Annotated in this window: 15 protein-coding genes; 9 read left to right on the plus strand and 6 right to left on the minus strand. The window is 73.8% G+C overall.

The window, feature by feature from the left end:
• Window positions 1-117: 117 nt before the first annotated feature.
• The 3 genes from ACZ3KJ_RS01775 (at window position 118) to ACZ3KJ_RS01785 (ending at window position 2,811) form a co-directional block, all read left to right on the plus strand.
• Window positions 118-330, plus strand: coding sequence for a hypothetical protein (locus ACZ3KJ_RS01775; RefSeq protein ID WP_467523804.1), 213 nt, complete (start codon window positions 118-120; stop codon window positions 328-330).
• Window positions 331-2,454, plus strand: a complete 2,124-nt coding sequence (malQ, locus tag ACZ3KJ_RS01780; RefSeq protein WP_467523806.1) for a 4-alpha-glucanotransferase — start codon at window positions 331-333, stop codon at window positions 2,452-2,454.
• A gap of 72 nt (window positions 2,455-2,526) precedes the next feature.
• Entirely contained in the window at window positions 2,527-2,811 is a 285-nt protein-coding gene (locus ACZ3KJ_RS01785) for a hypothetical protein (protein WP_389512433.1), read from the plus strand.
• Window positions 2,812-2,978: 167 nt separating this feature from the next.
• Here the strand turns inward: ACZ3KJ_RS01785 and ACZ3KJ_RS01790 are convergent, their stop codons facing one another.
• Window positions 2,979-3,554 carry a TetR/AcrR family transcriptional regulator gene (locus tag ACZ3KJ_RS01790; protein ID WP_467523808.1) on the minus strand — a complete coding sequence of 192 codons (576 nt, stop codon included), beginning with the start codon at window positions 3,552-3,554 and terminating at the stop codon, window positions 2,979-2,981.
• Between the two features lie 272 nt (window positions 3,555-3,826).
• Here ACZ3KJ_RS01790 and ACZ3KJ_RS01795 point away from each other — a divergent pair, with 272 nt between their 5' ends.
• Entirely contained in the window at window positions 3,827-5,296 is a 1,470-nt protein-coding gene (locus ACZ3KJ_RS01795) for an FAD-dependent monooxygenase (protein ID WP_467523809.1), read from the plus strand.
• 218 nt (window positions 5,297-5,514) lie between these two features.
• Here the strand turns inward: ACZ3KJ_RS01795 and ACZ3KJ_RS01800 are convergent, their stop codons facing one another.
• Entirely contained in the window at window positions 5,515-6,024 is a 510-nt protein-coding gene (locus tag ACZ3KJ_RS01800) for a MarR family winged helix-turn-helix transcriptional regulator (RefSeq protein WP_467523810.1), read from the minus strand.
• Window positions 6,025-6,145: 121 nt separating this feature from the next.
• Here ACZ3KJ_RS01800 and ACZ3KJ_RS01805 point away from each other — a divergent pair, with 121 nt between their 5' ends.
• Both ACZ3KJ_RS01805 and pepN (ACZ3KJ_RS01810) read left to right on the plus strand, forming a co-directional pair.
• Window positions 6,146-7,291: an EamA family transporter gene (locus ACZ3KJ_RS01805; RefSeq protein ID WP_467523812.1), complete on the plus strand. Its 1,146-nt coding sequence runs from the start codon at window positions 6,146-6,148 to the stop codon at window positions 7,289-7,291.
• Between the two features lie 15 nt (window positions 7,292-7,306).
• Window positions 7,307-9,871, plus strand: coding sequence for an aminopeptidase N (gene pepN, locus ACZ3KJ_RS01810; protein ID WP_467523814.1), 2,565 nt, complete (start codon window positions 7,307-7,309; stop codon window positions 9,869-9,871).
• A 133-nt stretch (window positions 9,872-10,004) separates the two neighbouring features.
• Here pepN (ACZ3KJ_RS01810) and ACZ3KJ_RS01815 read toward each other — a convergent pair whose 3' ends face one another.
• Window positions 10,005-11,021: an aspartate-semialdehyde dehydrogenase gene (locus ACZ3KJ_RS01815; protein ID WP_389512426.1), complete on the minus strand. Its 1,017-nt coding sequence runs from the start codon at window positions 11,019-11,021 to the stop codon at window positions 10,005-10,007.
• Between the two features lie 333 nt (window positions 11,022-11,354).
• On the opposite strand from ACZ3KJ_RS01815, the gene ACZ3KJ_RS01820 reads away from it, so the two are divergent.
• Together ACZ3KJ_RS01820 and ACZ3KJ_RS01825 are read left to right on the plus strand one after the other, a co-directional pair.
• Complete coding sequence (locus ACZ3KJ_RS01820; RefSeq protein ID WP_467523816.1) at window positions 11,355-11,891, plus strand: RNA polymerase sigma factor; 537 nt, start codon at window positions 11,355-11,357, stop codon at window positions 11,889-11,891.
• Window position 11,892: 1 nt separating this feature from the next.
• On the plus strand, window positions 11,893-12,732 hold the full coding sequence (locus ACZ3KJ_RS01825) for a hypothetical protein (RefSeq protein WP_467523817.1): 840 nt from the start codon (window positions 11,893-11,895) through the stop codon (window positions 12,730-12,732).
• Between the two features lie 64 nt (window positions 12,733-12,796).
• Here ACZ3KJ_RS01825 and ACZ3KJ_RS01830 read toward each other — a convergent pair whose 3' ends face one another.
• Complete coding sequence (locus ACZ3KJ_RS01830; protein WP_467523819.1) at window positions 12,797-16,105, minus strand: S8 family serine peptidase; 3,309 nt, start codon at window positions 16,103-16,105, stop codon at window positions 12,797-12,799.
• A gap of 347 nt (window positions 16,106-16,452) precedes the next feature.
• Between ACZ3KJ_RS01830 and ACZ3KJ_RS01835 the strand changes: the two genes are divergently transcribed.
• Window positions 16,453-16,914, plus strand: coding sequence for an NUDIX hydrolase (locus tag ACZ3KJ_RS01835; protein ID WP_467523820.1), 462 nt, complete (start codon window positions 16,453-16,455; stop codon window positions 16,912-16,914).
• 168 nt (window positions 16,915-17,082) lie between these two features.
• Here the strand turns inward: ACZ3KJ_RS01835 and ACZ3KJ_RS01840 are convergent, their stop codons facing one another.
• Both ACZ3KJ_RS01840 and pepN (ACZ3KJ_RS01845) read right to left on the minus strand, forming a co-directional pair.
• On the minus strand, window positions 17,083-18,144 hold the full coding sequence (locus ACZ3KJ_RS01840; protein WP_467523821.1) for a hypothetical protein: 1,062 nt from the start codon (window positions 18,142-18,144) through the stop codon (window positions 17,083-17,085).
• A 400-nt stretch (window positions 18,145-18,544) separates the two neighbouring features.
• Window positions 18,545-21,124, minus strand: a complete 2,580-nt coding sequence (gene pepN, locus ACZ3KJ_RS01845; RefSeq protein ID WP_467523823.1) for an aminopeptidase N — start codon at window positions 21,122-21,124, stop codon at window positions 18,545-18,547.
• Window positions 21,125-21,231 lie beyond the last annotated feature (107 nt).

Consider the following 21,231-nt stretch of genomic DNA (forward strand, 5'->3'; position numbering starts at 1 on the left):
GCCGGCGTGAGGAATGTGACGAGATGCGCGTGGTCGGCTCCTCGGACGTCTGCGGTCGCGCCCACGGGGTAGGGCTGCGGTGACCCGTCAGACTCCGTACGCGACAAGGAGGCCCCCGTGGCCGCATCGACCGCCCTGCTGCTCCCGGCCCACTCCAAACGCCCGGCGGTGCCGACCGCCGACCTCGAGGAGACCCGCCTGTCCGTGTTCAGCGCGGAGGGAACCTGCGCCGAGGCCCCGCTGACCAGCGAGCCGCCGCTGCCCGCCGCCGAACCCCTCACCAGCGAGCCGCCGCTCGCCGCCCTGGACCCCGACGTCACGAGGCCCTAGATGAGCGCACCCCGGCCGGCCGGACCCCCCGACGCGGAGCTGACCCGCCTCGCCGCCCTGCACGGCGTCGCCGTCTCCTACGAGCCCTCCCCCGGCCGTACGGTCACGGCCTCGGCCGGGGCCGTCGCCCGCGCCCTGGCCGCCCTGGACGTCGACGCGGGCACCCCCCGGGCCGTCCGGGAGGCGCTGGCCGCCCGGGAGCGGGAACTGGCCGGGCGGCTGCTGCCGCCGACCGTGGTGGCGTGGACCGACCGCCCCGCGGACGCCCTGACCGCCCTCCCCGACGGCACCCGCCTGCTGGTCGAGACCGAGCGGGGCGGCACCCGCGCGTCCGCCGAGGGGCTCCCGCCCGGTGTCCACCGGCTGACCGCCACCGCCCCCGACGGGCGCACCGCCCACGCCCACCTGATCGTGGCCCCGCCCCGCCTCCCGGCGCCCGCGGGCCGCACGTACGGGCTCCTCGTCCAGCTCTACTCCCTCCTGTCGGCACGTTCCTGGGGCATGGGGGACCTCGGCGACCTCGCCGAGCTGGCCGGCTGGGCCGCGCGGACGGCGGGGGCCGGGTTCGTCCAGGTCAACCCGTTGCACGCGGCCGTGCCCGGCACACCGACCGACCCCTCCCCGTACCGGCCCTCCTCGCGCCGCTTCCCCGACCCGGTGCACCTGCGGGTGACGGACGTCCCCGAGTACGCCCACGTCGACGCCCCGGACCGGGTGCGGGCGCTGCTGGCACGGGCCGGGCGGCTGCGGGAGACCGTGCTGGACAAGGGCGCGCTGATCGACCGCGACGCGGTGTGGGAGCTGAAGCGGGAGGCCCTGGAACTGGTCGCCGCCGTGCCGCTCGGGCCCGGCCGGCAGGCCGCCTACCGCGACTTCCTCGCCGAGGAGGGCGAGGCCCTCCAGGACCACGCCACCTGGTGCGCGCTCGCCGAGGTGCACGGCTCCGACTGGCACCGGTGGCCGGAGGGGCTGCGGGACCCCCGTTCCGCGCGGACCCTGCGGGCCCGCGACGAGCTGAGGGACCGGGTCGACTTCTGGTCGCGCCTCGCCTGGCTCACGGACGCCCAGCTCACCGCCGCCCAGCGCGCCGCGCGCGAGGCCGGCATGCCGGTCGGGATCGTGCACGACCTCGCGGTCGGCGTGCACCCCGGGGGCGCCGACGCCTGGGCCCAGCAGGACCACTTCGCCGCCGGCATGTCGATCGGCGCGCCCCCGGACGCCTTCACCGCGCTCGGCCAGGACTGGAGCCTGCCGCCCTGGCGCCCGGACCGGCTGGCCGAGTCGGGCTACGCGCCGTTCCGACGGCTGCTGAGGGCGCTGTTCCGGTACGCCGGCGCCCTGCGCATCGACCACGTCATGGGCCTGTTCCGGCTGTGGTGGGTGCCCGAGGGCGAACCGCCGACCGAGGGCACCTACGTCCGCTACGACGCCGAGGCCATGCTCGCCCTCCTGGTGCTGGAGGCGTCCCGGGCGGGCGCGCTGGTGATCGGCGAGGACCTGGGCACCGTGGAGCCGGGCGTGCGGGAGGCGCTGCGCGAGCGCGGTGTGCTCGGCACGTCGGTGCTCTGGTTCGAGCGGGACTGGGAGGGCGACGGCCGCCCCCTGCCGCCCGGCCGCTGGCGCGCCGACTGCCTCGCCACCGCCACCACCCACGACCTGCCGTCCACCGCCGCCCGCCTCACCGGCGAGCACGTCGGACTCCGCGACCGGCTGGGCCTGCTCACCCGTCCCCTGACGGAGGAACGCGCCGAGGCCGCCGCCGACACGGAGGAGTGGCTGGAGCTGCTCGCCCGACTCGGGCTCCGCCGCGACACCGGCGGGGGCGGCGACGCGTCCTCGGAGGAGGCCGGCATCCAGGCCGTCCACCGCTTCCTGCTGCGCACGCCCGCCCGCATGATCGGCGTCTGGCTCCCCGACGGCGTCGGCGACCGCCGCCCCCAGAACGTGCCCGGCACCTGGGACCAGTACCCGAACTGGCGTCTGCCCGTGGCGGACCCGGAGGGACGCCCGGTGACGCTGGAGGAACTGACGGCCTCGCCGCGGGTGCGGGCGCTGCTGGAGGTGCTGAGGGAGCCGGACGGCGGGGCCGGGCCGCCCGGCGCGGCCGGGCCGGGCGGCGGGTGAGACGTCCCGTAGGGCATCCCCTACGGCACCCCGGACGCGCGGGCCTCCGGGCCGTTCGCTAACTTGGGCACCGTGGACAATAAGAACGCCCTGCGCGCCGGCGCCCTGGCCGCCGGTACGACGCTGATGATGCTGCTCATGTCGTCCCCCGCGCTCGCGCTGACCCGCGACGACGGCGACGACCCCGGCACGGGCCTGAGCGTCATCGAGACGCTGGGTCTCTACGTGGTGGCCCCGCTGGTGCTGTTCGCGGTCATCGCCGGCCTGGTGTGGGTCCTCGACAAGTCCAAGGACCGGCAGGACCCGACCAGCTCCAACATCACCGTCAAGGGCGGGAAGGCCAAGGCCGAGGCCTGACCGGCCCGGACCCGCCGCAGGTCCCACCGCGGGGCCTGCCGCAGGTCCCGCCGCACATTTCACGCACGAGGGCGCCGCTCCCTCGCCGTACGCGCGTTCCGCCGTACGGTGACGGGGGCGGCGCCCTCGTGCGTCGTGCCGGGTGGGGCCGGGTGGGGCCGGGCGGGTCAGGCCGGGTGAGGGGCGGTCAGGTACCGCTGGACGGTGGGCGCCAGCCAGGCCACCGCCTCCTCCCGGGCCAGCGCCACGGCCGGCGGGAAGCGCAGGACGTAGCGGGTGAGCGCGAGCCCGAGGAGCTGGCTGGCGCAGAGCGCCGCCCGGGCCGGCACCTGCTCGGCGTCCGGGCACACCGCGGCCGCCACCGGCAGGATCTGGTCGCGGAAGATGCCCTGCATCCGCTCGGCGCCCGCCTGGTTGGTCACGCCGACCCGGAGCAGGGCGGTGAGGACCTCGTTCTCCTCCCACAGGTGCAGGAAGTGGCTCACCAGGGCGTGGCCGACCGTGTGGTGGGGGAGGGCGGTCAGGTCGGGGAGCTCCAGGTCGACGGAGACGGCCGCCGCGAACAGGCCCTCCTTGCTGCCGTAGTAGCGCATCACCATCGACGGGTCGATCCGCGCGTCCCGGGCGATGGCGCGGATGGTGGCCCGCTCGTACCCGTCGGCGGCGAAGCGCTCGCGGGCCGCGTCGAGGATGGTGGCGCGGGTGGCGTCGGAACGGCGGGGGGCGGGAGGGCTCGCTGACATGCCAACGATCGTAGGCCAACGTGTGTGGGCCAACAAGCGTAGGCGGACGGCTGTTGGTCAACGAGCGGTAGGTGCGCGGCCACAGGTCAACAAGTGTGGGCCAACAAGCGTTGACATCCCGGCCGGGGCCGCCCTAGGCTTGCCAACAAGCGTTGACCAACAGGTGTTGGCCAGCGAGCGTTGACCACCGAGTGGTGACCGGCGCGCCGTGTCGGCCCCCACGCGTTGGCCGACATGTGTTGGACAACAGGCGTAGGCATTGGGAGGCCACCATGACCGGCACCGCGCACCCGAACCCCGCCCTCCGCTCCGTGATCGTCGTCGGCGCCGGCCCCACCGGTCTGCTCCTCGCCGGGGACCTCGCCGCCGCCGGTGTCCCGGTGACCTTGCTCGAGCGGCGCCCGGACCGGATCAGCAACCTCTCCCGCGCCTTCGGCGTGCACGCCCGCACCCTGGAACAGTTCGACGCCCGCGGTCTCGCCGACCCGCTGCTGGCCACCGGCACGACCATCACCGGCCTGCGCCTCTTCCGCCGCCTCACCCTCGACCTGGGGACCTTGCCCTCCCGCTTCCCGTTCCTGCTGATCACTCCGCAGTACGAGGTGGAGCGGCTGCTGGAGCGCAGGGCGCGCGAGGCCGGTGTGGAGTTCGCCCACGAGAGCGAGGTGGTGGGGCTGCGGCAGGACGACGACGGCGTGGACCTCGACGTGCGCGGCCCGGACGGCACGGTCGTCACCCGTCGCGCCGCCTACGTCGTCGGCACGGACGGCCACCGCAGCGCCGTACGCCAGGCGCTCGGGCTGCCCTTCCCCGGCGTCGCCGTCATCAAGTCGCTGTTCCTCGCCGACGTCCGGCTCGCCCGGGAGCCCGAGGACGTGCTCACCGTCAACGGCGCGGGCGACTCCTTCGCCATGATCGCTTCCTTCGGTGACGGCTGGTACCGGGTGATGGGGTGGAACCGCCGCAACGAGGTGTCCGACGACGTCCCGATCGACCTCGACGAGGTCAGGGAGGTCACCCGCCGCGCCCTCGGTACCGACTACGGCATGCACGACGCCCGCTGGCTCTCCCGCTTCCACAGTGACGAGCGCCAGGCGCCGCGCTACCGGGTCGGGCGGGTCTTCCTCGCCGGCGACGCCGCGCACGTCCACTCGCCGGCCGGCGGCCAGGGCATGAACACCGGACTCCAGGACGCGGCGAACCTCGGCTGGAAGCTGGCCGCCGCCGTCCACGGCCGGGCCCCCGAGGGACTGCTGGACACCTACGAGGCAGAACGCCATCCCGTCGGCAGGACCGTGCTGCGCAGCAGTGGCGCGCTGGTCCGGCTGGCGCGGGCGCGGGGCCCCCTGCTGCGCACCGCGCGCACCCTCGTCACGGCCGTCGCCAAGGTCGCCCGCCCGCTCCGCCGCGAGGCGCTGGCCCAGATCTCCGGCATCGGCTACCGCTACCCCGCCCCCTCCGGCGCCCACCGCCTCACCGGCACCCGCGTCCCGGACGTCGCCCTCGCCGGCGGCGGCCGCCTCTACGAGGCCCTGCGCGGCGGCCGTTTCGTCCTCATCGCCCCGAAGGACGCCGACGGCGTCCGGGTGGACGCCGCTCACGCGGACCGGCTGGACCGTGAGCACTGGGCGAGCGACCGGCGTACGGCGCTGCTGGTGCGGCCCGACGGGTACGTGGCCTGGGCGGCCGACACCGCCGACCGGCCGGAGATCGAAGCCGCGCTGACGGCGCACCTCGGCTGAGAAGCCCCCACCCCCGCCCGGCCCGAGAAGCTCCCCGAGTCCCGCCCGGGCCGGGGAGAGCCCTCCGGGCCCGCGACCGCCGGCCGCCATCCACGGTCACCAGCAGCCACCGGCCGCCATCCACGGTCACCAGCAGCCACCGGCCGCCCCATCCACGGTCACCGGCAGCCACCCGCGGCCACTGCCGGCCACCTGCGGCCCCCCCGCGGCCCCGATGCCTACCGGTGATCGTCCGTGGTCAGCAGCAACTCCCGCAGCAGGCCGGCCAGATGGCCGGCCCGTTCGGCGTCCAGGGCGGCGGACAGCGCCTCCGTCTGGACGGCGAGCCCCCTGCCGACGGCCTCCTCGACGAGGTCCAGTCCCTGCCCGGTGAGCGTCACCTGAAGGCCCCGGCGGTCGTGCGGGTCGGGGGAGCGGCGCAGCAGCCCGGCCCGTTCCAGCTTGTCGAGACGGCCGGTCATCCCGCCGGTGGTGAGCATGAGCGTGGCCGACAGCTCACGGGGCGAGAGGGTGTACGGCGCGCCGGCGCGGCGCAGAGCGGCCAGGACGTCGAACTCGCCGCGCGAGATCCCGAGCGGGGCGTAGGCGCGCTCCACGCGGTCGCCGATCGCGCGCGCGAGCCGTTGGACGCGGCCGAAGACCTCCATGGCGGTGGTGTCGAGGTCGGGCCGCTCGACCGCCCACTGCGCGACGATCGCGTCGACGGCGTCCCTGTGCTGTGCACTCATGGGGCGAGTATCCGCCCGACTTCCGGCCGCCCGCAAGCAAGTAGCTTGACGGCAAGTTGCTTAGAGCTAAGCTAATGACTGTCAAGCAAGAAGACTCCGCCTCGGAGAGGGGTGCCCGCCCATGAGACGGCCCGCCACCGTCCTGCTCACCGCCCTCGCCCCCCTCTCATGGGGCACCACCTTCGCCGTCACCACCGAGTTCCTCCCGGCCGACCGCCCCCTCTTCACCGCGCTGGTCCGCGCGCTGCCGGCCGGCCTGCTGCTGCTCGCCATCGCCCGGGTCCTGCCCCGCGGCGTCTGGTGGGCCAAGGCGGCGGTGCTCGGCGCCCTCAACATCGGCGCGTTCTTCCCGCTGCTCTTCCTCTCCGCCTACCGGCTGCCCGGCGGCACGGCGTCCGCCGTCGGCTCGCTCGCCCCGCTCTTCGTCGTCGGCCTCTCGGCCCCCCTGCTGGGGCAGCGTCCGACCCCCCGCGCCCTGCTGACCGGCGTCGCGGCCGCGGGCGGCGTGAGCCTGGTCGTGCTGAAGGCGGCCGGCGGGCTCGACACGGTCGGCGTACTGGCGGCGCTCGCCTCCACGGCCTGCATGTCGGCCGGCACCGTCCTGACGAAGAAGTGGGGCCGCCCGCGGGGAGCCGGCCCCCTCGCGCTCACCGCCTGGCAGCTCATCGCCGGCGGCCTGCTCATCGCGCCCGTCGCCCTTCTCGTCGAGGACGCCCCGCCCGCCCTGGACGCCCGGGCCGTCGGCGGCTACCTCTACCTGGCCCTGGCCAACACCGCCGTCGCGTACTGGCTCTGGTTCCGCGGGATCGGCCGGCTGACCGCCCCGCAGGCCACCTTCCTCGGCCCGCTCTCACCGCTCACCGCGGCGGCCGTCGGCTGGGCCGCGCTCGGACAGTCGCTGACGGCGGTGCAGATGGCCGGCATGGCACTGGCGTTCGGCGCCACGGTGGCGGGACAGCTCGTGCGCGCTCCCCGGCCGAGCACCGTCACCGGGCCGCAGCCGCACGGCGCACGGCCCGCCGCGGAAGGCCCCGGCACCACGACGCGCACGGAACGCGTGTCCGCCGGAGTGCCCGCCCACGTGTCCGCCCGCACGTCCGCCCACGTGTCCGCCCGCGCGTCCGCCCGCACGTCCGCCCGCGCGTCCGCCGGAGTCTCCGCCGGAGGCCGGGGCGACGGCGCGGGCGACCGGACGGGCCTCACCGCGGGGGCGCGTTCGTCGCCCGACGCGGCGGTCGCGTGGAAGGATGGCGCAATCCACCCATGACGAGGAGATGACCGCGTGCCTGGCACAAACCTGACTCGCGAAGAGGCGCAGCAGCGGGCGAAGCTGCTCACCGTTGACTCGTACGAGGTCGATCTCGACCTCTCCGGCGCGCAGGAGGGCGGCACCTACCGGTCCGTGACCACGGTGCGCTTCGACGCCGCCGAGGGAGGCACGGCGTCCTTCATCGACCTGGTGGCGCCGGCCGTCCACGAGGTGACGCTCAACGGGGAGACCCTGGACCCCGCCGAGGTCTTCGCGGACTCGCGGATCGCCCTGCCCGGCCTGCTCGAAGGCCGCAACGTCCTGCGGGTCGTCGCCGACTGCGCCTACACCAACACCGGTGAGGGCCTGCACCGGTTCGTCGACCCGGTCGACGAGCAGGCCTACCTGTACACGCAGTTCGAGGTGCCGGACGCCCGCCGCGTCTTCGCCTCCTTCGAGCAGCCCGACCTCAAGGCGACCTTCCAGTTCACGGTGAAGGCGCCGAGCGGCTGGACCGTCATCTCCAACTCCCCGACGCCCGAGCCGAGCAACGACGTCTGGACCTTCGAACCGACGCCGAGGATCTCGACGTACGTCACGGCGCTGATCGTCGGCCCGTACCACTCCGTCCACAGCGTGTACGAGAAGGACGGGCAGAGCGTGCCGCTGGGCATCTACTGCCGGCCCTCGCTCGCCGAGTACCTCGACTCCGACGCGATCTTCGACGTCACCCGGCAGGGCTTCGACTGGTTCCAGGAGAAGTTCGACTACGCCTACCCGTTCGAGAAGTACGACCAGCTGTTCGTGCCGGAGTTCAACGCGGGCGCGATGGAGAACGCGGGCGCGGTCACCATCCGCGACCAGTACGTGTTCCGGTCGAAGGTGACCGACGCCGCGTACGAGCTGCGCGCGGAGACCATCCTGCACGAGCTGGCCCACATGTGGTTCGGCGACCTGGTCACCATGGAGTGGTGGAACGACCTGTGGCTGAACGAGTCGTTCGCCACCTACACCTCCATCGCCTGCCAGGCCTACGCGCCCGGCAGCCGCTGGCCGCACTCCTGGACGACGTTCGCCAACTCCATGAAGACGTGGGCCTACCGGCAGGACCAGCTGCCCTCCACCCACCCGATCATGGCCGAGATCAACGACCTCGACGACGTCCTGGTCAACTTCGACGGCATCACCTACGCCAAGGGCGCGAGCGTCCTGAAGCAGCTCGTCGCCTACGTCGGCATGGACGAGTTCTTCCGGGGCGTGCAGGCCTATTTCAAGGCGCACGCGTTCGGGAACACCCGCCTCTCCGACCTCCTCGGCGCCCTGGAGGAGACCTCCGGCCGCGACCTGAAGGCCTGGTCGAAGGCGTGGCTGGAGACGGCCGGCATCAACGTCCTGCGCCCGGAGATCGAGACCGACGCCGACGGCGTCATCACCTCCTTCGCCGTCCGCCAGGAGGCCCCGCCGCTCCCGGCCGGCGCCAAGGGCGAGCCGACCCTGCGCCCGCACCGCATCGCCGTCGGCTTCTACGACCTCGACGACAGCGGCAGGCTGGTGCGCGGGCAGCGCGTCGAGCTGGACGTGGACGGCGAGCTGACCGCCGTACCGCAGCTGACCGGCGAGCGCCGCCCGGCCGTCGTCCTGCTCAACGACGACGACCTGTCGTACGCCAAGGTCCGCCTCGACGAGCAGTCGCTCGCCTTCGTCACCGAGCACCTCGGCGACTTCGAGGCGTCCCTGCCGCGCGCCCTGTGCTGGGCGTCGGCCTGGGACATGACCCGCGACGCCGAACTGCCCACCCGCGACTACCTGTCCCTGGTGCTGTCCGGCATCGGCAAGGAGTCCGACATCGGCGTGGTGCAGTCCCTGCACCGGCAGGTCAAGCTCGCCCTCGACCTGTACGCCGACCCGGCCGCCCGCGAGGCCCTGCTGACCCGCTGGACCGACGCCACGCTGGCCCACCTGCGCTCCTCCGAGGCCGGCGGCGACCACCAGCTGGCGTGGGCGCGGGCGTTCGCCGCCACCGCCCGCACCCCCGAGCAGCTCGACCTCCTCGAGGCCCTGCTGGAAGGGACGCAGACGATCGAGGGACTCGTCGTCGACACCGAGCTGCGCTGGGCGTTCGTGCAGCGGCTCGCGGCGGTCGGCCGGTTCGACGAGGCGGAGATCGCCGGCGAGTACGAGCGCGACAAGACGGCCGCCGGTGAGCGCCACGCGGCCACCGCCCGCGCCGCCCGCCCGACGCCGGAGGCGAAGGCGGAGGCGTGGGCGCAGGTCGTCGAGTCCGACAAGCTGCCCAACGCCGTCCAGGAGGCCGTCATCGGCGGCTTCGTCCAGACCGACCAGCGTGAGCTGCTCGCGCCGTACACGGACAAGTACTTCGACGTCGTCAAGGACATCTGGGACTCCCGCTCGCACGAGATCGCCCAGCAGATCGTCGTCGGCCTCTACCCGGCGATCCAGGTCTCCGAGGAGACCCTGCGCAAGACGGAGGCCTGGCTGACCTCCGCCGAGCCGACCCCGGCCCTGCGCCGTCTGGTCTCCGAGGCCCGCGCGGGCGTGGAGCGCGCCCTGAAGGCCCAGGCGGCGGACGCGCGGTAGCCGTCCGCACGACGGCCCGGCCGTGGCGCTCGTCCACGTCCGGGCCGTCGAGCAGGGAGGCGATGGTCCCTGCGGGGTCGGTGCTACCCGCCGGGTCGGTGCTCCCTGCGGGATCCGACGGAAGGGGCGGCGGTCAGCCCTGGAGCTCCGCCGCCACCAGCTCCGCGATCTGCACCGCGTTCAGGGCCGCGCCCTTGCGGAGGTTGTCGTTGGAGATGAACAGGGCGAGGCCGTTCTCCACCGTCTCGTCCCGGCGGATGCGGCCCACGTACGACGGGTCCTGGCCGGCCGCCTGGAGCGGCGTCGGGATGTCGGTGAGGACGACGCCCTCGGCGTCCGCCAGCAGCTCCGTCGCGCGCTCGGCGCTGATCGGGCGGGCGAAACGGGCGTTGACCTGGAGGGAGTGGCCGGAGAAGACCGGGACGCGCACACAGGTGCCGGAGACCTTCAGCCCGGGGATCTCCAGGATCTTGCGGGACTCGTTGCGGAGCTTCTGCTCCTCGTCCGTCTCGTTCAGGCCGTCGTCGACGACCGAGCCGGCGAGCGGGACGACGTTGAAGGCGATGGGCCGCTGGTACACGCCCGGCTCGGGGAAGGCGACGGCCCCGCCGTCGTGGGTCAGCTTGTCGGCGTCGGCGACGACCTTCTGCGCCTGGCCGTGCAGCTCGGCGACGCCCGCGAGGCCGGAACCGGACACCGCCTGGTACGTCGCGACGACGAGGGCTTCGAGGCCCGCCTCGGCGTGCAGCGGCTTGAGCACCGGCATCGCGGCCATCGTGGTGCAGTTCGGGTTGGCGATGATGCCCTTGGGGCGGTCGGCGATCGCGTGCGGGTTCACCTCGGACACCACCAGCGGGACCTCGGGGTCCTTGCGCCAGGCGGAGGAGTTGTCGATCACCACGGCGCCCTGCGAGGCGACCTTTTCGGCCAGGGCCTTCGAGGTCGCGCCGCCCGCCGAGAACAGCACGATGTCCAGACCGGTGTAGTCGGCCGTCGAGGCGTCCTCCACCGTCACCCCGTCCAGGACGGTGCCCGCGGAGCGGGCCGAGGCGAACAGGCGCAGTTCCGTGACGGGGAAGTTCCGCTCCGTGAGGATCCTGCGCATGACCGTGCCGACCTGACCGGTGGCTCCGACGATTCCGACCCTCACGACGACTCCCTGTCTTTCACGCTCTTCGCGGCTGCCTTGTTCGACCGAGGCTTTTCCATCATGCGGCCGACCCGGGCCCACCTGTCCAATTCTTTGCGGTCGACGCCCGAGGAATGGGACACACCGGTACGGCCACCGGGTGCGGAACTACCGCCCGCACCCCCGCTGAACTGGAGAAATTCGCCCGCGGACGGGCCCGCGCCGCAAGCTCGCCTGCCCACCCGCCCCCGGCGCACACGACGGTGTGACGTACGCCTCTGCGCACTTTCCCGCGCTCACGGCGAACGTTTCGGCGCGCTGCGGCGTCGTAGGGGAAACGCGGGGAGGGGAGGGGTGTCCGTGCTGCGCGGAAGGGCGGCCCGCCGCGCCCGGGGGGACGCGTACGGCGATCCCCTGGACGCGGCGCAGGAACGCCGGGTGCGGGCGGTGCTCGCGCTGGGCGGGGTACCGCAGGCGGACCTGCCGGACGGGGTGCAGCAGGTCCGCCTGCGGTTGCTGGAGCGCGCGGCGAAGGGGCAGGAGGCACCCCGGGACGTCTCCGCGTGGGCGGCGGTCGTCGCCTCGAACCTCGCCATGGACTGGCACCGGGCCCAACGCCGGCAGGAACGCCTCGGGGAGCGGCTGGCCTCGCTGCGCCAGCACGAGCACCCCTCCGGCGAGGACACCAGCGTGCTCTCCCTCGCCGTCGCCCGGGGCCTGGACGAGCTGCCCGACGCCCAGCGCCAGGTCGTCGTCCTGCGGTTCTACGCCGACCTGCCGGTGCGCTCCATCGCCCGGGAACTGGGCGTCCCGGAGGGCACGGTCAAGAGCCGCCTGCACACGGCGGTCCGGGCCCTGCGCGCCCACCTGCACGAGGACGAGGTGGTGTGACATGCCCGCGGGACACGAACACGGACACGGGGCGCCCGACGGCCACGACGGCCACGACGGCCACAACAGCTACGACGGCAACACCGGCCACGAGGGCTACGGCAGCCACCACACTCCCGACGGCCTGGACCCGCTGATGGCCGCCATCCTGGACATCCCCCTGCCCGAGGAGGCCCGGGCCGACCCCGCCCTCCTGGCCGCGCACCGCGCGGCGACGGCCGACGTGGCACTGCTGCGCGCCCAGCTGGGCCTCGTCGCGGACGCCCTGACCCGGCCGGCCCCGGCTCCGGCACCGGCTCCGGCACCGGCCTCCGTACGGCCGCCCCGGCGCCGCTTCCTCACGCTCGCCCTGCGGACGGCAGCGGTGGCCGCCGCCGGTGCGCTGGTCGTGGGGAGCGGGTGGCTGGTCGTCCAGGCGGGCCGGGGGGCGGACGGCAGCGGCGCGTCCAGCGGCGCCGACAAGTCCGTCGCCGACGGGGGCGCGGCCGCGTCCGGCGCCGCCGGCGACCTCTTCGGCGACCCCCGTTACCTCGCCTGCGCCCGGCTGGTGGTCGAGGGCGAGGTGACGCACGTCGACCGGGTGCCCGGCACCACCCGTGAGCGCGTCACCCTGCGGGTGACCCGTTCGTACAAGCCGGCGTCGGGCGGGCAGGACGAGGTCGGCTTCGTGACGGAGGAGGGCGCAAAGCCCCTGCTCACCGAGGGCGACCGCGTCCTGGTCGGCTTCGCGCGGGGGTCGGCGTCCCCGGACGCCTGGGCCGTCGGCGAGGACGGGATCGCCGCCGGGCGGTCGGCCCTGGCCCGCGCGCTGCCGGAGTCGGGCGGCACGGCCTGCGAATGAACGAGAGAAACGAGGGGCGGGCGCCCGTCCGGACGCCCGCCCCCCTACTTCGTCTGCCGAGGTACTACGACGTGACCTTCTCGATGGCCACGTTGCCGAGGCCCACGACCGTGCCGCGCGCGTTGACCAGCTGGACCTGGCCGAAGAACGCCCGGCCCTCCGGCGCGGGGGCCAGCGCGGTGACGGTCGCGGAGACCGCCGCGGAGGCGCCCGTGGCCAGCTTCACCGGCGCCGACCCGTCGACGTCGACCGTGCCGAGCGAGGACGAGAAGAACACGTCCAGGTAGTCGTACGCGGTCGTCCCGGCCGGGACCGAGTAGCCCGCGACCTCGATGGTGTAGGTGCCGGCGGCGGGCGACGGGATGGAGACCGCCTCCTCCGAGTCGCCGTCGGCCTGCTGCGCGACCTGGTTGCCGTCGGCGTCGTACACCGTCAGGTCGAGGTCGGCGGAGGTGTCGGAGGCCCCGCCGATGGAGACGTCCAGCGAGGCGGCGCCCGCGGGCACCTCGACCGTGGTGGTCTGGTTCTCGTGGTCGGCGATGGTCGGACGGGCCGTCTTGGACGAGCCGAGCGGGCCGCCGGCCAGCGTGCCGTCGACGGCGGCGAAGTCGTTCGTCACCGTCCAGGAGACGGCGGCCGGGGTGCCGACCTTCGCCTCGGGCACGGTCACGGTCTCCGGGTCGAAGGCCGCGCCGTACACGGTGGCGTCCAGCGTGTAGGGGTTGTCGAGCAGCGGCGAGGTACGGCGCGACTCGACCTCGATCTCCCAGACGCCGGGCTGCGGGTCGGCGTAGGAGCGGGCGTCCGGCCGGCAGCCGTTGCCGTCGAGGTAGTTGTTGTAGCAGTAGACGGTGGAGCTGTCCTCGACGGCGACACCGTAGGGGTGGATCGAGATGAAGCGGGTCTGGCTCTTGTCCTTCAGCCCGCCGATCGCGACCTCCAGCGACGTCGCGCCCTCGGGCACGGTCAGGAAGTAGCTCTGCGAGCTGTTGCGCTGGACGCTGTTCTTCGCGGTGAAGGTGTACGCCACCGGCGTCGAGACGACGACCGTGTTGAGCACCTGCTTGTCGATGCCCTCGGTCCGCGGGTCGTCGACCTCGAGGATCGCGCTCTTGATGCCCGCGGACTTGGGCGCGGCCTGGACCTTGACGGTCACCGGCTGGTTCAGCGGCAGCTTCACCTCGTCCGAGCCGAGGATCCTGAAGGTGCCGGCCGCGTTGTTCTCCAGGTGCAGCTCGTGGCGGATCGCCTTGTCGGCACCGGTCGTACGGGTGATCGTGACGTCGTACGTCTTCTTCTGGCCGGCCTTCAGGCCGCCCTCGCGGTCGTAGATGCCGGTGCCGTAGCCCGGGGTCTCCAGCGCGAAGTCGATCGCGGTGTCGACGGGGGCCTTGACCGTGTACTCGTGGGCGGTGGCGCCGTCCTCGACGGCCTCCCAGGCGTCCACGACGTTGATGGCGCCCGCGCCCTCCTCGTAGGCCTGGAGGCCCTTGATGTGGTCGGCGGTCGAGGTGAGCGCCGTGCGCAGGTCGGCGGGCGTCAGCTCGATGCCCGCGCGCTTCGCGGCGCTCAGCAGCAGCGCCGAGGCGCCTGCGGCCTGCGGGGAGGCCATCGAGGTGCCCTGGAGCATCGCGTAGCCGGCCGGCAGGGTGTAGCCGGCGTCGGCGACCGGGGCGCCCGGCAGCCAGGTCTGGATGGTGTTGATCGCGGCGCCCGGGGCGACGAGGGTCGGCGTGAAGCCGCCGTCCTCCCGCGGGCCGCGCGAGGAGAACGGCAGCAGCGCGTACTTCTTCTCCACCTGCGAGCCGTAGTTGGCGGCCCAGGTCTCCTTGGAGATCGCCGCGCCGACCGAGATCACCTTGTCGGCCAGGCCGGGGTCGCCGATGGTGTTGGCGCCGGGGCCCTCGTTGCCGGCGGAGATGACGAGCTGGACGCCGTAGGTGTCGATGAGGCGGGTGTACAGCTCGGCGCGCGCGTTGTTGCCGTCGTTGAGCGCCGGCAGGCCGCCGATCGACATGTTGACGATGTCGACGCCGCGGTTGACGACGAGGTCGATCATGCCCTCGGTGAGCGCGACGTTGGTGCAGCCGGGGCCGAAGACGCAGGCGCGGGAGGAGACGATCTTCGCGCCGGGGGCGGCGCCGTTCATCTTCCCGCCGAACAGGCCGTTGGCGGCGGTGATGCCGGCGACGTGGGTGCCGTGCTCGCTGGCGATGAGGCCGATGTTGACGAAGTCGGCCGTCTTGCCGACCCAGGTCCCGCCGTAGGGGTCCATCGGGACGTCCTTGCGGTACTCCACGACGAACGGCTGCCGCTCGGCGACGTCGGTCGACGGGTCGTCGGTGCCGAAGTACCCGATCTGGAAGCCGTCCTTGTAGGGCTTCATCGCGGTGTCGTCGGTGAAGTCGCCGTTGTTGTTCACGTCGACGGTGACCGTGCCGGCCGCCGCGTCGTACAGCACGCCCCAGACGTCGGTGGTGTCGCCGTCGCGGTTGACGTCGCCCTGGGCGTCGCCGCCCGCGGTGGCCGACTCGCGGAAGACGTTGACCGAGTAGCTGCCCGCCGGCGCGGTCCAGGTGCGGCCGCCGTAGGTGAAGGACGGGCCGGAGACGGAGGTGACCATCGGACGCCAGCTGGCGTCGCCGTCGATGATCGGGTCGGTCGCGGTCACCCAGTCGACGATCTTGCGTTCACCGGTGGTGGTCTTCTGGAGCGCGGGGTGCGCGAGGTCCACGCCCGAGTCCAGGACGCCGATGGTGACGCCGCGGCCGTCCGCCTTCGGGTTGTCCTTCACGAAGTCGACGGCGCCCGTCTCGAAGGACGGGTTGTAGGGGTTCTCCGCCGGGGTCTTCGCGTTCGGCGCCGCGTAGGTCGTCGCGGTGGCGGTGGCCTTCGCGCCCTTCGCGGTGTCCGCGCTCGGCGCCGGGTCGTCGAGGGCGATCTCCTGGCGCAGGTCGATGGCGTGGACGGAGGACAGCTTCGCGGCGGCGGCGATCGCCGCGTCCGCCCGGCCCGTCGGGACGGTGGCGCGGACGTAGCCGAGCTTGTCGTAGGAGCGGCCCACGGAACCGCCCTTGACCGCGTCCAGTTCCTCGGCGACCTGCTCGGTGCTGCCCGGGGCGGTGGCGACCATCAGGGTGACGTTCTTGTCGCCGGCCGCCTTGGCGTCGGCGAGGAGGTCGGCGTCGTCGGAGCCGAGCTTGTCGGCGGCGGACTTCACGGCGGGGTCGGCGGCGGCCGGGGTCCCGTCGGCGGAGAAGGCCGCCGGTATCGGGCCGGCCGCGGACAGCGCGGCCACCAGACCCGCGGCCACGGCTATGCGGGCCGCTCGTCTCGCGCCCGGTCGGGGTTCGCGCTGGGGGGTGTGGGTCATCGGCATCCCTTGTTGGTAAAGGAACGAGCGTCGCGTGACCGGGCCGTTTCCCGCCTGATCGCGCGTGTCCGGACGGTGATCCCGGACGACCGCACAGCTTTACGCAAGGAACAGGTGTTTGGGGACAGTTGACCGAATCGCAATGGATGTATGGGGAAAACCCGCGATGTCGATTGCGGGCATCGGCGGCCAACGCGACAAGTCGCCCCAGGCGCCGCGCATCCCGCACATAACCGTCAGGATCCCCGCCCCCACCGCCGCCCCTCCGTCGGCCGCGCCCTCCCCTGCTCCGGTCCGCCCCCGGATACTCACCTGACGATCCGGACCCGACCGGTTAACGTCCCCCTGTGCGACACAAGTTGAGGGTGGCGGCCTACGCCGTGTGTGTCCGGGACGGCCGGATCCTGCTCGCCCGCTCACCCGCGCCGGACGGCACCCCGGAGTGGGTGCTGCCGGGCGGCGGCATGGAGCACGGCGAGGACCCCCACGACACCGTCGTGCGCGAACTGGAGGAGGAGACCGGGTACCGCGTCGAGGTGACCGGTCTGCTCGGTGTGGACTCCTCCCGTCACGTCTTCCGCCGCGCGGGCCTGCGCGGGCCCGTGGACCACCACGGGGTGCGGATCGTGTACGAGGGGCGGGTCGTCGGCGGCGAGCTGCGCCACGAGGTCGGCGGCTCCACCGACATGGCCGCCTGGCACGACCTGGACGCCGTCGCCGGGCTGACCCGGGTACGGCTGGTCGACGTGGCGCTGCGGCTGTGGCGGGAACGCCCGGTCACCGGGCGGGTGTCCGCGCCGGAGGCGTAGGGCGGCGGACCGTCCGGGTCGCGCGTTCCGGTCCGCAGGGGAACGGCCCGCAGGGGAACGGCCCGCACGAGGAGGGGCTCGCACGAGGAACGGCCCGCACGAGGAGGGGCCGTCCGTTCGCCGGACGGCCCCTCCTCTCCCCTCCTGATGCCGGTCCCCGGTGCGTCACTACCGGGGCAGCACCACGACGTGCGCGGCCGGATCGCGGTCCCCGGCCGCCATCAGGGCCGTACGCACCACCGTCGCCTGCTGTTCCATCGCGTCGCGGAGCTTCTTGGGCGTGATGTGCACGACCGTGATGCCGAGCCGCTCCAGGTGTTCGCGCTTGCGCGCGTACTCGGACCACAGGGCGTCGTCGTCCTGCCGGTGGCCTTGCCGGGGCGCGCGCGTGTCCAGCTCCACCGCCACCGCCTGCTCCGGCCAGTAGGCGTCCAGACCCCCCAGGTGCGGGCCGCCCGGCAGCCGGAGGTCGACGTTCCACACCGGGTCCGGCAGACCGTACTCGCGGACCATCGTGTAGAGGCGGTGCTCCGCGATCGCCCGGCCCTCGGCGAGCAGCGAGTCCACCGCGTCCACCACGTGCGGGCGGCCCAGCAGTTTCGCCCGGTTCAACTCCGCGACGACCGCAGCCGGTTCGCAGTGGCCCCCGCGCACCGCCTCCGTCAGCAGCCGCCGGACCGCCACCGCGTCCGTCAGCCACGCCACCGCGTCGGCCAGCGCGCGCGGCACCGGCGCCACCGGCACGCCCGTCACCTGCTCGGCCGCGGGCAGCGCGTGAGTGCGGACGACGTGCGCCCAGCCCGCCGAGCGCAGCCGGCGCAGCCGGGGGACCAGGATGTCGATGCGCTCGACGGAGAGCAGCGGGGGCGTGGTGGTGAAGCCGTGCAGCGTGAGCGCCGCGAGCCCCGTGATCACCGCCTCGGCGTACACCGGGCGGTGCGGTTCCCCCACGCCCGGCTGGACCGGCACCGCGGGCGCCGGCACCTCGCGGGCCGCGTACAGCAGCGCCGCGTGCAGCCGCTCCTCGCTGGTCGGCGGGCCGGGGTGGAGCAGGAACACCCCCGGGAGGATCTGCCGCCAGGGGCCGCCGGGCCGGCACTGCTCGACGGTCTCGGCGGACGACACGCCGTGCGTGCGCAGTTGGGCCGCCGTCATGACGCGGCGCTGGACGTCCGACAGGTGGCAGACGGGGCGGGGGGTGGCCGGGGGGAGCGGGGTGTTGTGGTTCATGCCCCGGACATTCCCTCGTCCGATCCGCCCCTTAACCCCTGTTACACGTCTGTCGACAAAAGCGGACAAGCTCGCCCTAAAGGACGCGTGTTCGGATGCCGAGTAGGAGCCGAAAGCCCTGGTCCCGCCGGGTGGGGCCAGGGGTTACGGTTCGGATGGAATGAATTCCGTAACGGTCACCGTCCGCCGGAGTTCAGGCCAAAGGTCGACCGGGGCGGCCGAACCCCGAGGGTCGGCCGGGGCAGCCGGGTCCCGAGGGCCCGGCCGGGCCGGCAGAGTCCCGAGGGCTCGACCGGGGCGGCCGAACCCCGGGAGTCCGGCCGGGGCAGCCGAACCCCGAGGGCCCGGCCGGGCCGGCAGGGCCCCGAAGGCTCGACCGGTCGGCCGGACCCCGAGGGCCTCAGCCGGCGTCGGCCGCCGCGTCGCACGCCTGTCCGCGCAACGCCCGCTCCAGGTCGTCCCGCGCCTCCAGGACCAGCCGCCGCAGCGCCGGGGGCGCCGAAGCGTGCGCCGCGAGCCACGCGTCCGTCGCCTCCAGCGTCGCGGGGGAGTCCTGGGCGGCCGGGAACAGACCCCTGACCACGTGCATCGCGATCTGGATGGACCGCTGCTCCCAGATCCGCGCGATCACCTCGAAGTACTTCGGCGCGTACGGCGCGAGCAGCTCGCGCTGCGAGGGCCGGGCGAAGCCGGCGATCGTCGCCTCGACGAGCGCGTTGGACAGCGCGTCCGACTCCACGAGCTGCGCCCACGCCTGCGCCTTGACCGCCGCCGACGGACGGGCGGCGAGGCAGCGGACCTGGTGGCGCTTGCCCGACGCGGTGTCGTCGCGGGCCAGCTCGGCGGCCAGCACGCCCTCGTCCGCCACCCCGTGCGCGGCCAGCGGCTCCAGGAACGCCCAGCGCAGCTCCTGGTCCACCTCCAGGCCGTCGATCTTCGCCGAGCCCTCCAGCAGCCCCTGGAGCAGGCCGAGGTCGGCCGGCCCGGACGCCACCGACGCGAAGAACCGCGCCCACGCCAACTGGTGCTCGCTGCCCGGCCGGGCCGACCGCAGCTCCGTCAGCGCGCCCTCCGCCAGCAGCCGTTCACCGGCCGCCCGCCACGCCGGCGCCGCGTAGTGCACCAGCGCCGACTCCGCCCAGGCGTGCAGCATCTGGAGCACCCCGATGTCGGACTCGCGCCCCGCGAACCGCAGCACCAGGTCCACGAAGTCCCGGGCGGGCAGCAGCGCGTCCCGGGTCAGGTTCCACAGCGCCGACCAGCACAGGGCGCGGGCCAGCGGGTCGGTGAAGTCCCCCAGGTGCTCCCGCAGGGTCTGGAGCGAGGTGTCGTCGAAGCGGACCTTGCAGTACGTCAGATCCTCGTCGTTGACCAGGACCAGGTCCGGAGCCTCGGCGCCGGCCAGCTCCGTGACGACCGTCCGCGGCCCGTCGACGTCCGTCTCGGCGCGGGCGTACCGCACCAGCCGGCCGTCCGCCACCCGGTACAGCCCGATCGCCACCCGGTGCGGCCGCAGCTCGGGGTGGGACTCCGCCGCCTCCTGGAGCACCGCCAGCTCCGCGACCCGGCCCTCCGGGTCCAGCAGCACCTGCGGGGTCAGCGCGTTCACACCGGCCGTCTGGAGCCACGACCGCGCCCACGCGCCCATGTCCCGGCCGCTGGTCTCCGCCAGCACCGACAGCAGGTCACCGAGGCGCGTGTTGCCGTAGGCGTGCCGCTTGAAGTAGCGGCGGGCGCCCTCCAGGAACGCGTCCTGCCCGGCGTACGCCACCAGCTGCTTCAGGACCGAGGCGCCCTTGGCGTAGGTGATGCCGTCGAAGTTGAGCTTGGCGTCCTGGAGGTCGCGGATGTCGGCGGTGACCGGATGGGTGGAGGGGAGCTGGTCGGCGCGGTACGCCCACGCCTTGCGGCGGTTGGCGAAGGTGATCCACCCGTCGGTGAAGCGGGTCGCGCCGACCAGCGAGAAGGACCCCATGAAGTCCGCGAAGGACTCCTTCAGCCACAGGTCGTCCCACCACTCCATGGTGACCAGGTCGCCGAACCACATGTGCGCCATCTCGTGCAGGATCGTGGTCGCCCGCCGCTCGTACGACGCCCGCGTCACCTTGCCCCGGAAGATGTACTCCTCCCGGAAGGTCACCAGCCCCGGGTTCTCCATCGCCCCCAGGTTGTACTCGGGCACGAACGCCTGGTCGTACTTGCCGAAGGGGTACGGGTAGTCGAAGCGGTCGTGGAAGAAGTCCAGGCCCTGCTTGGTGACGAGGAAGACGTCGTCGGCGTCGAAGTAGGGCGCGAGGCCCTTGCGGCACAGGGCGCCGAGGGGGATCTCCAGCCGCGTGCCGTCCTCGGACACCCGCTCGTAGGAATCCGTCACGTAGTGGTACGGCCCCGCCACCACGCACGTGATGTACGTCGAGATCGGCTTCGTCTCCGCGAACCGCCACACCCCGTCCGTCCGTTCGCCCGCGCCGTTGCTCCACACCGTCCACTCCTCGGGCGCCCGCACCTCGAAGCGGTACGGGGCCTTGAGGTCGGGCTGCTCGAAGTTGGCGAAGACGCGGCGGGAGTCGGCCGGCTCGTACTGCGTGTAGAGGTAGACCTCGCCGTCCTCCGGGTCGACGAAGCGGTGCAGGCCCTCGCCGGTACGGGAGTAGGCGCACCGGGCGTCCACCACCAGTTCGTTCTCGGCGGCCAGGTCCTCCAGCAGGATCCGGGAGCCGTCGAAGACCTGGCCGGGGTCCAGGTCGCGGCCGTTGAGGGTGACCGCGGTCACGCTCGGGGCGATGAGGTCGGCGAAGCTCGACGCGCCCGGCTCGTTGCAGCGGAAGCGGATCGTGGTGACCGAACGGAAGGTGCGCGGACCGTCCCCGGCCGCCTCGCCCACCGCCGACCGCACGTCGAGCGACACGTCGTACCCGTCGACGGACAGCAGGGCGGCCCGCTCCCGGGCCTCGTCGCGGGACAGGTTCTCACCGGGCACGGGCGGTACTCCCTCGGGTCGGCCGGATGGCGCTGGACAGCACCGATCCTGCCATGCGCCCCTGACGCCGGGCACCGGGGAATGCGCCGCACGGCCGGAGGCGTTCA

This window comes from Streptomyces sp. NPDC003248 (assembly GCF_055563235.1).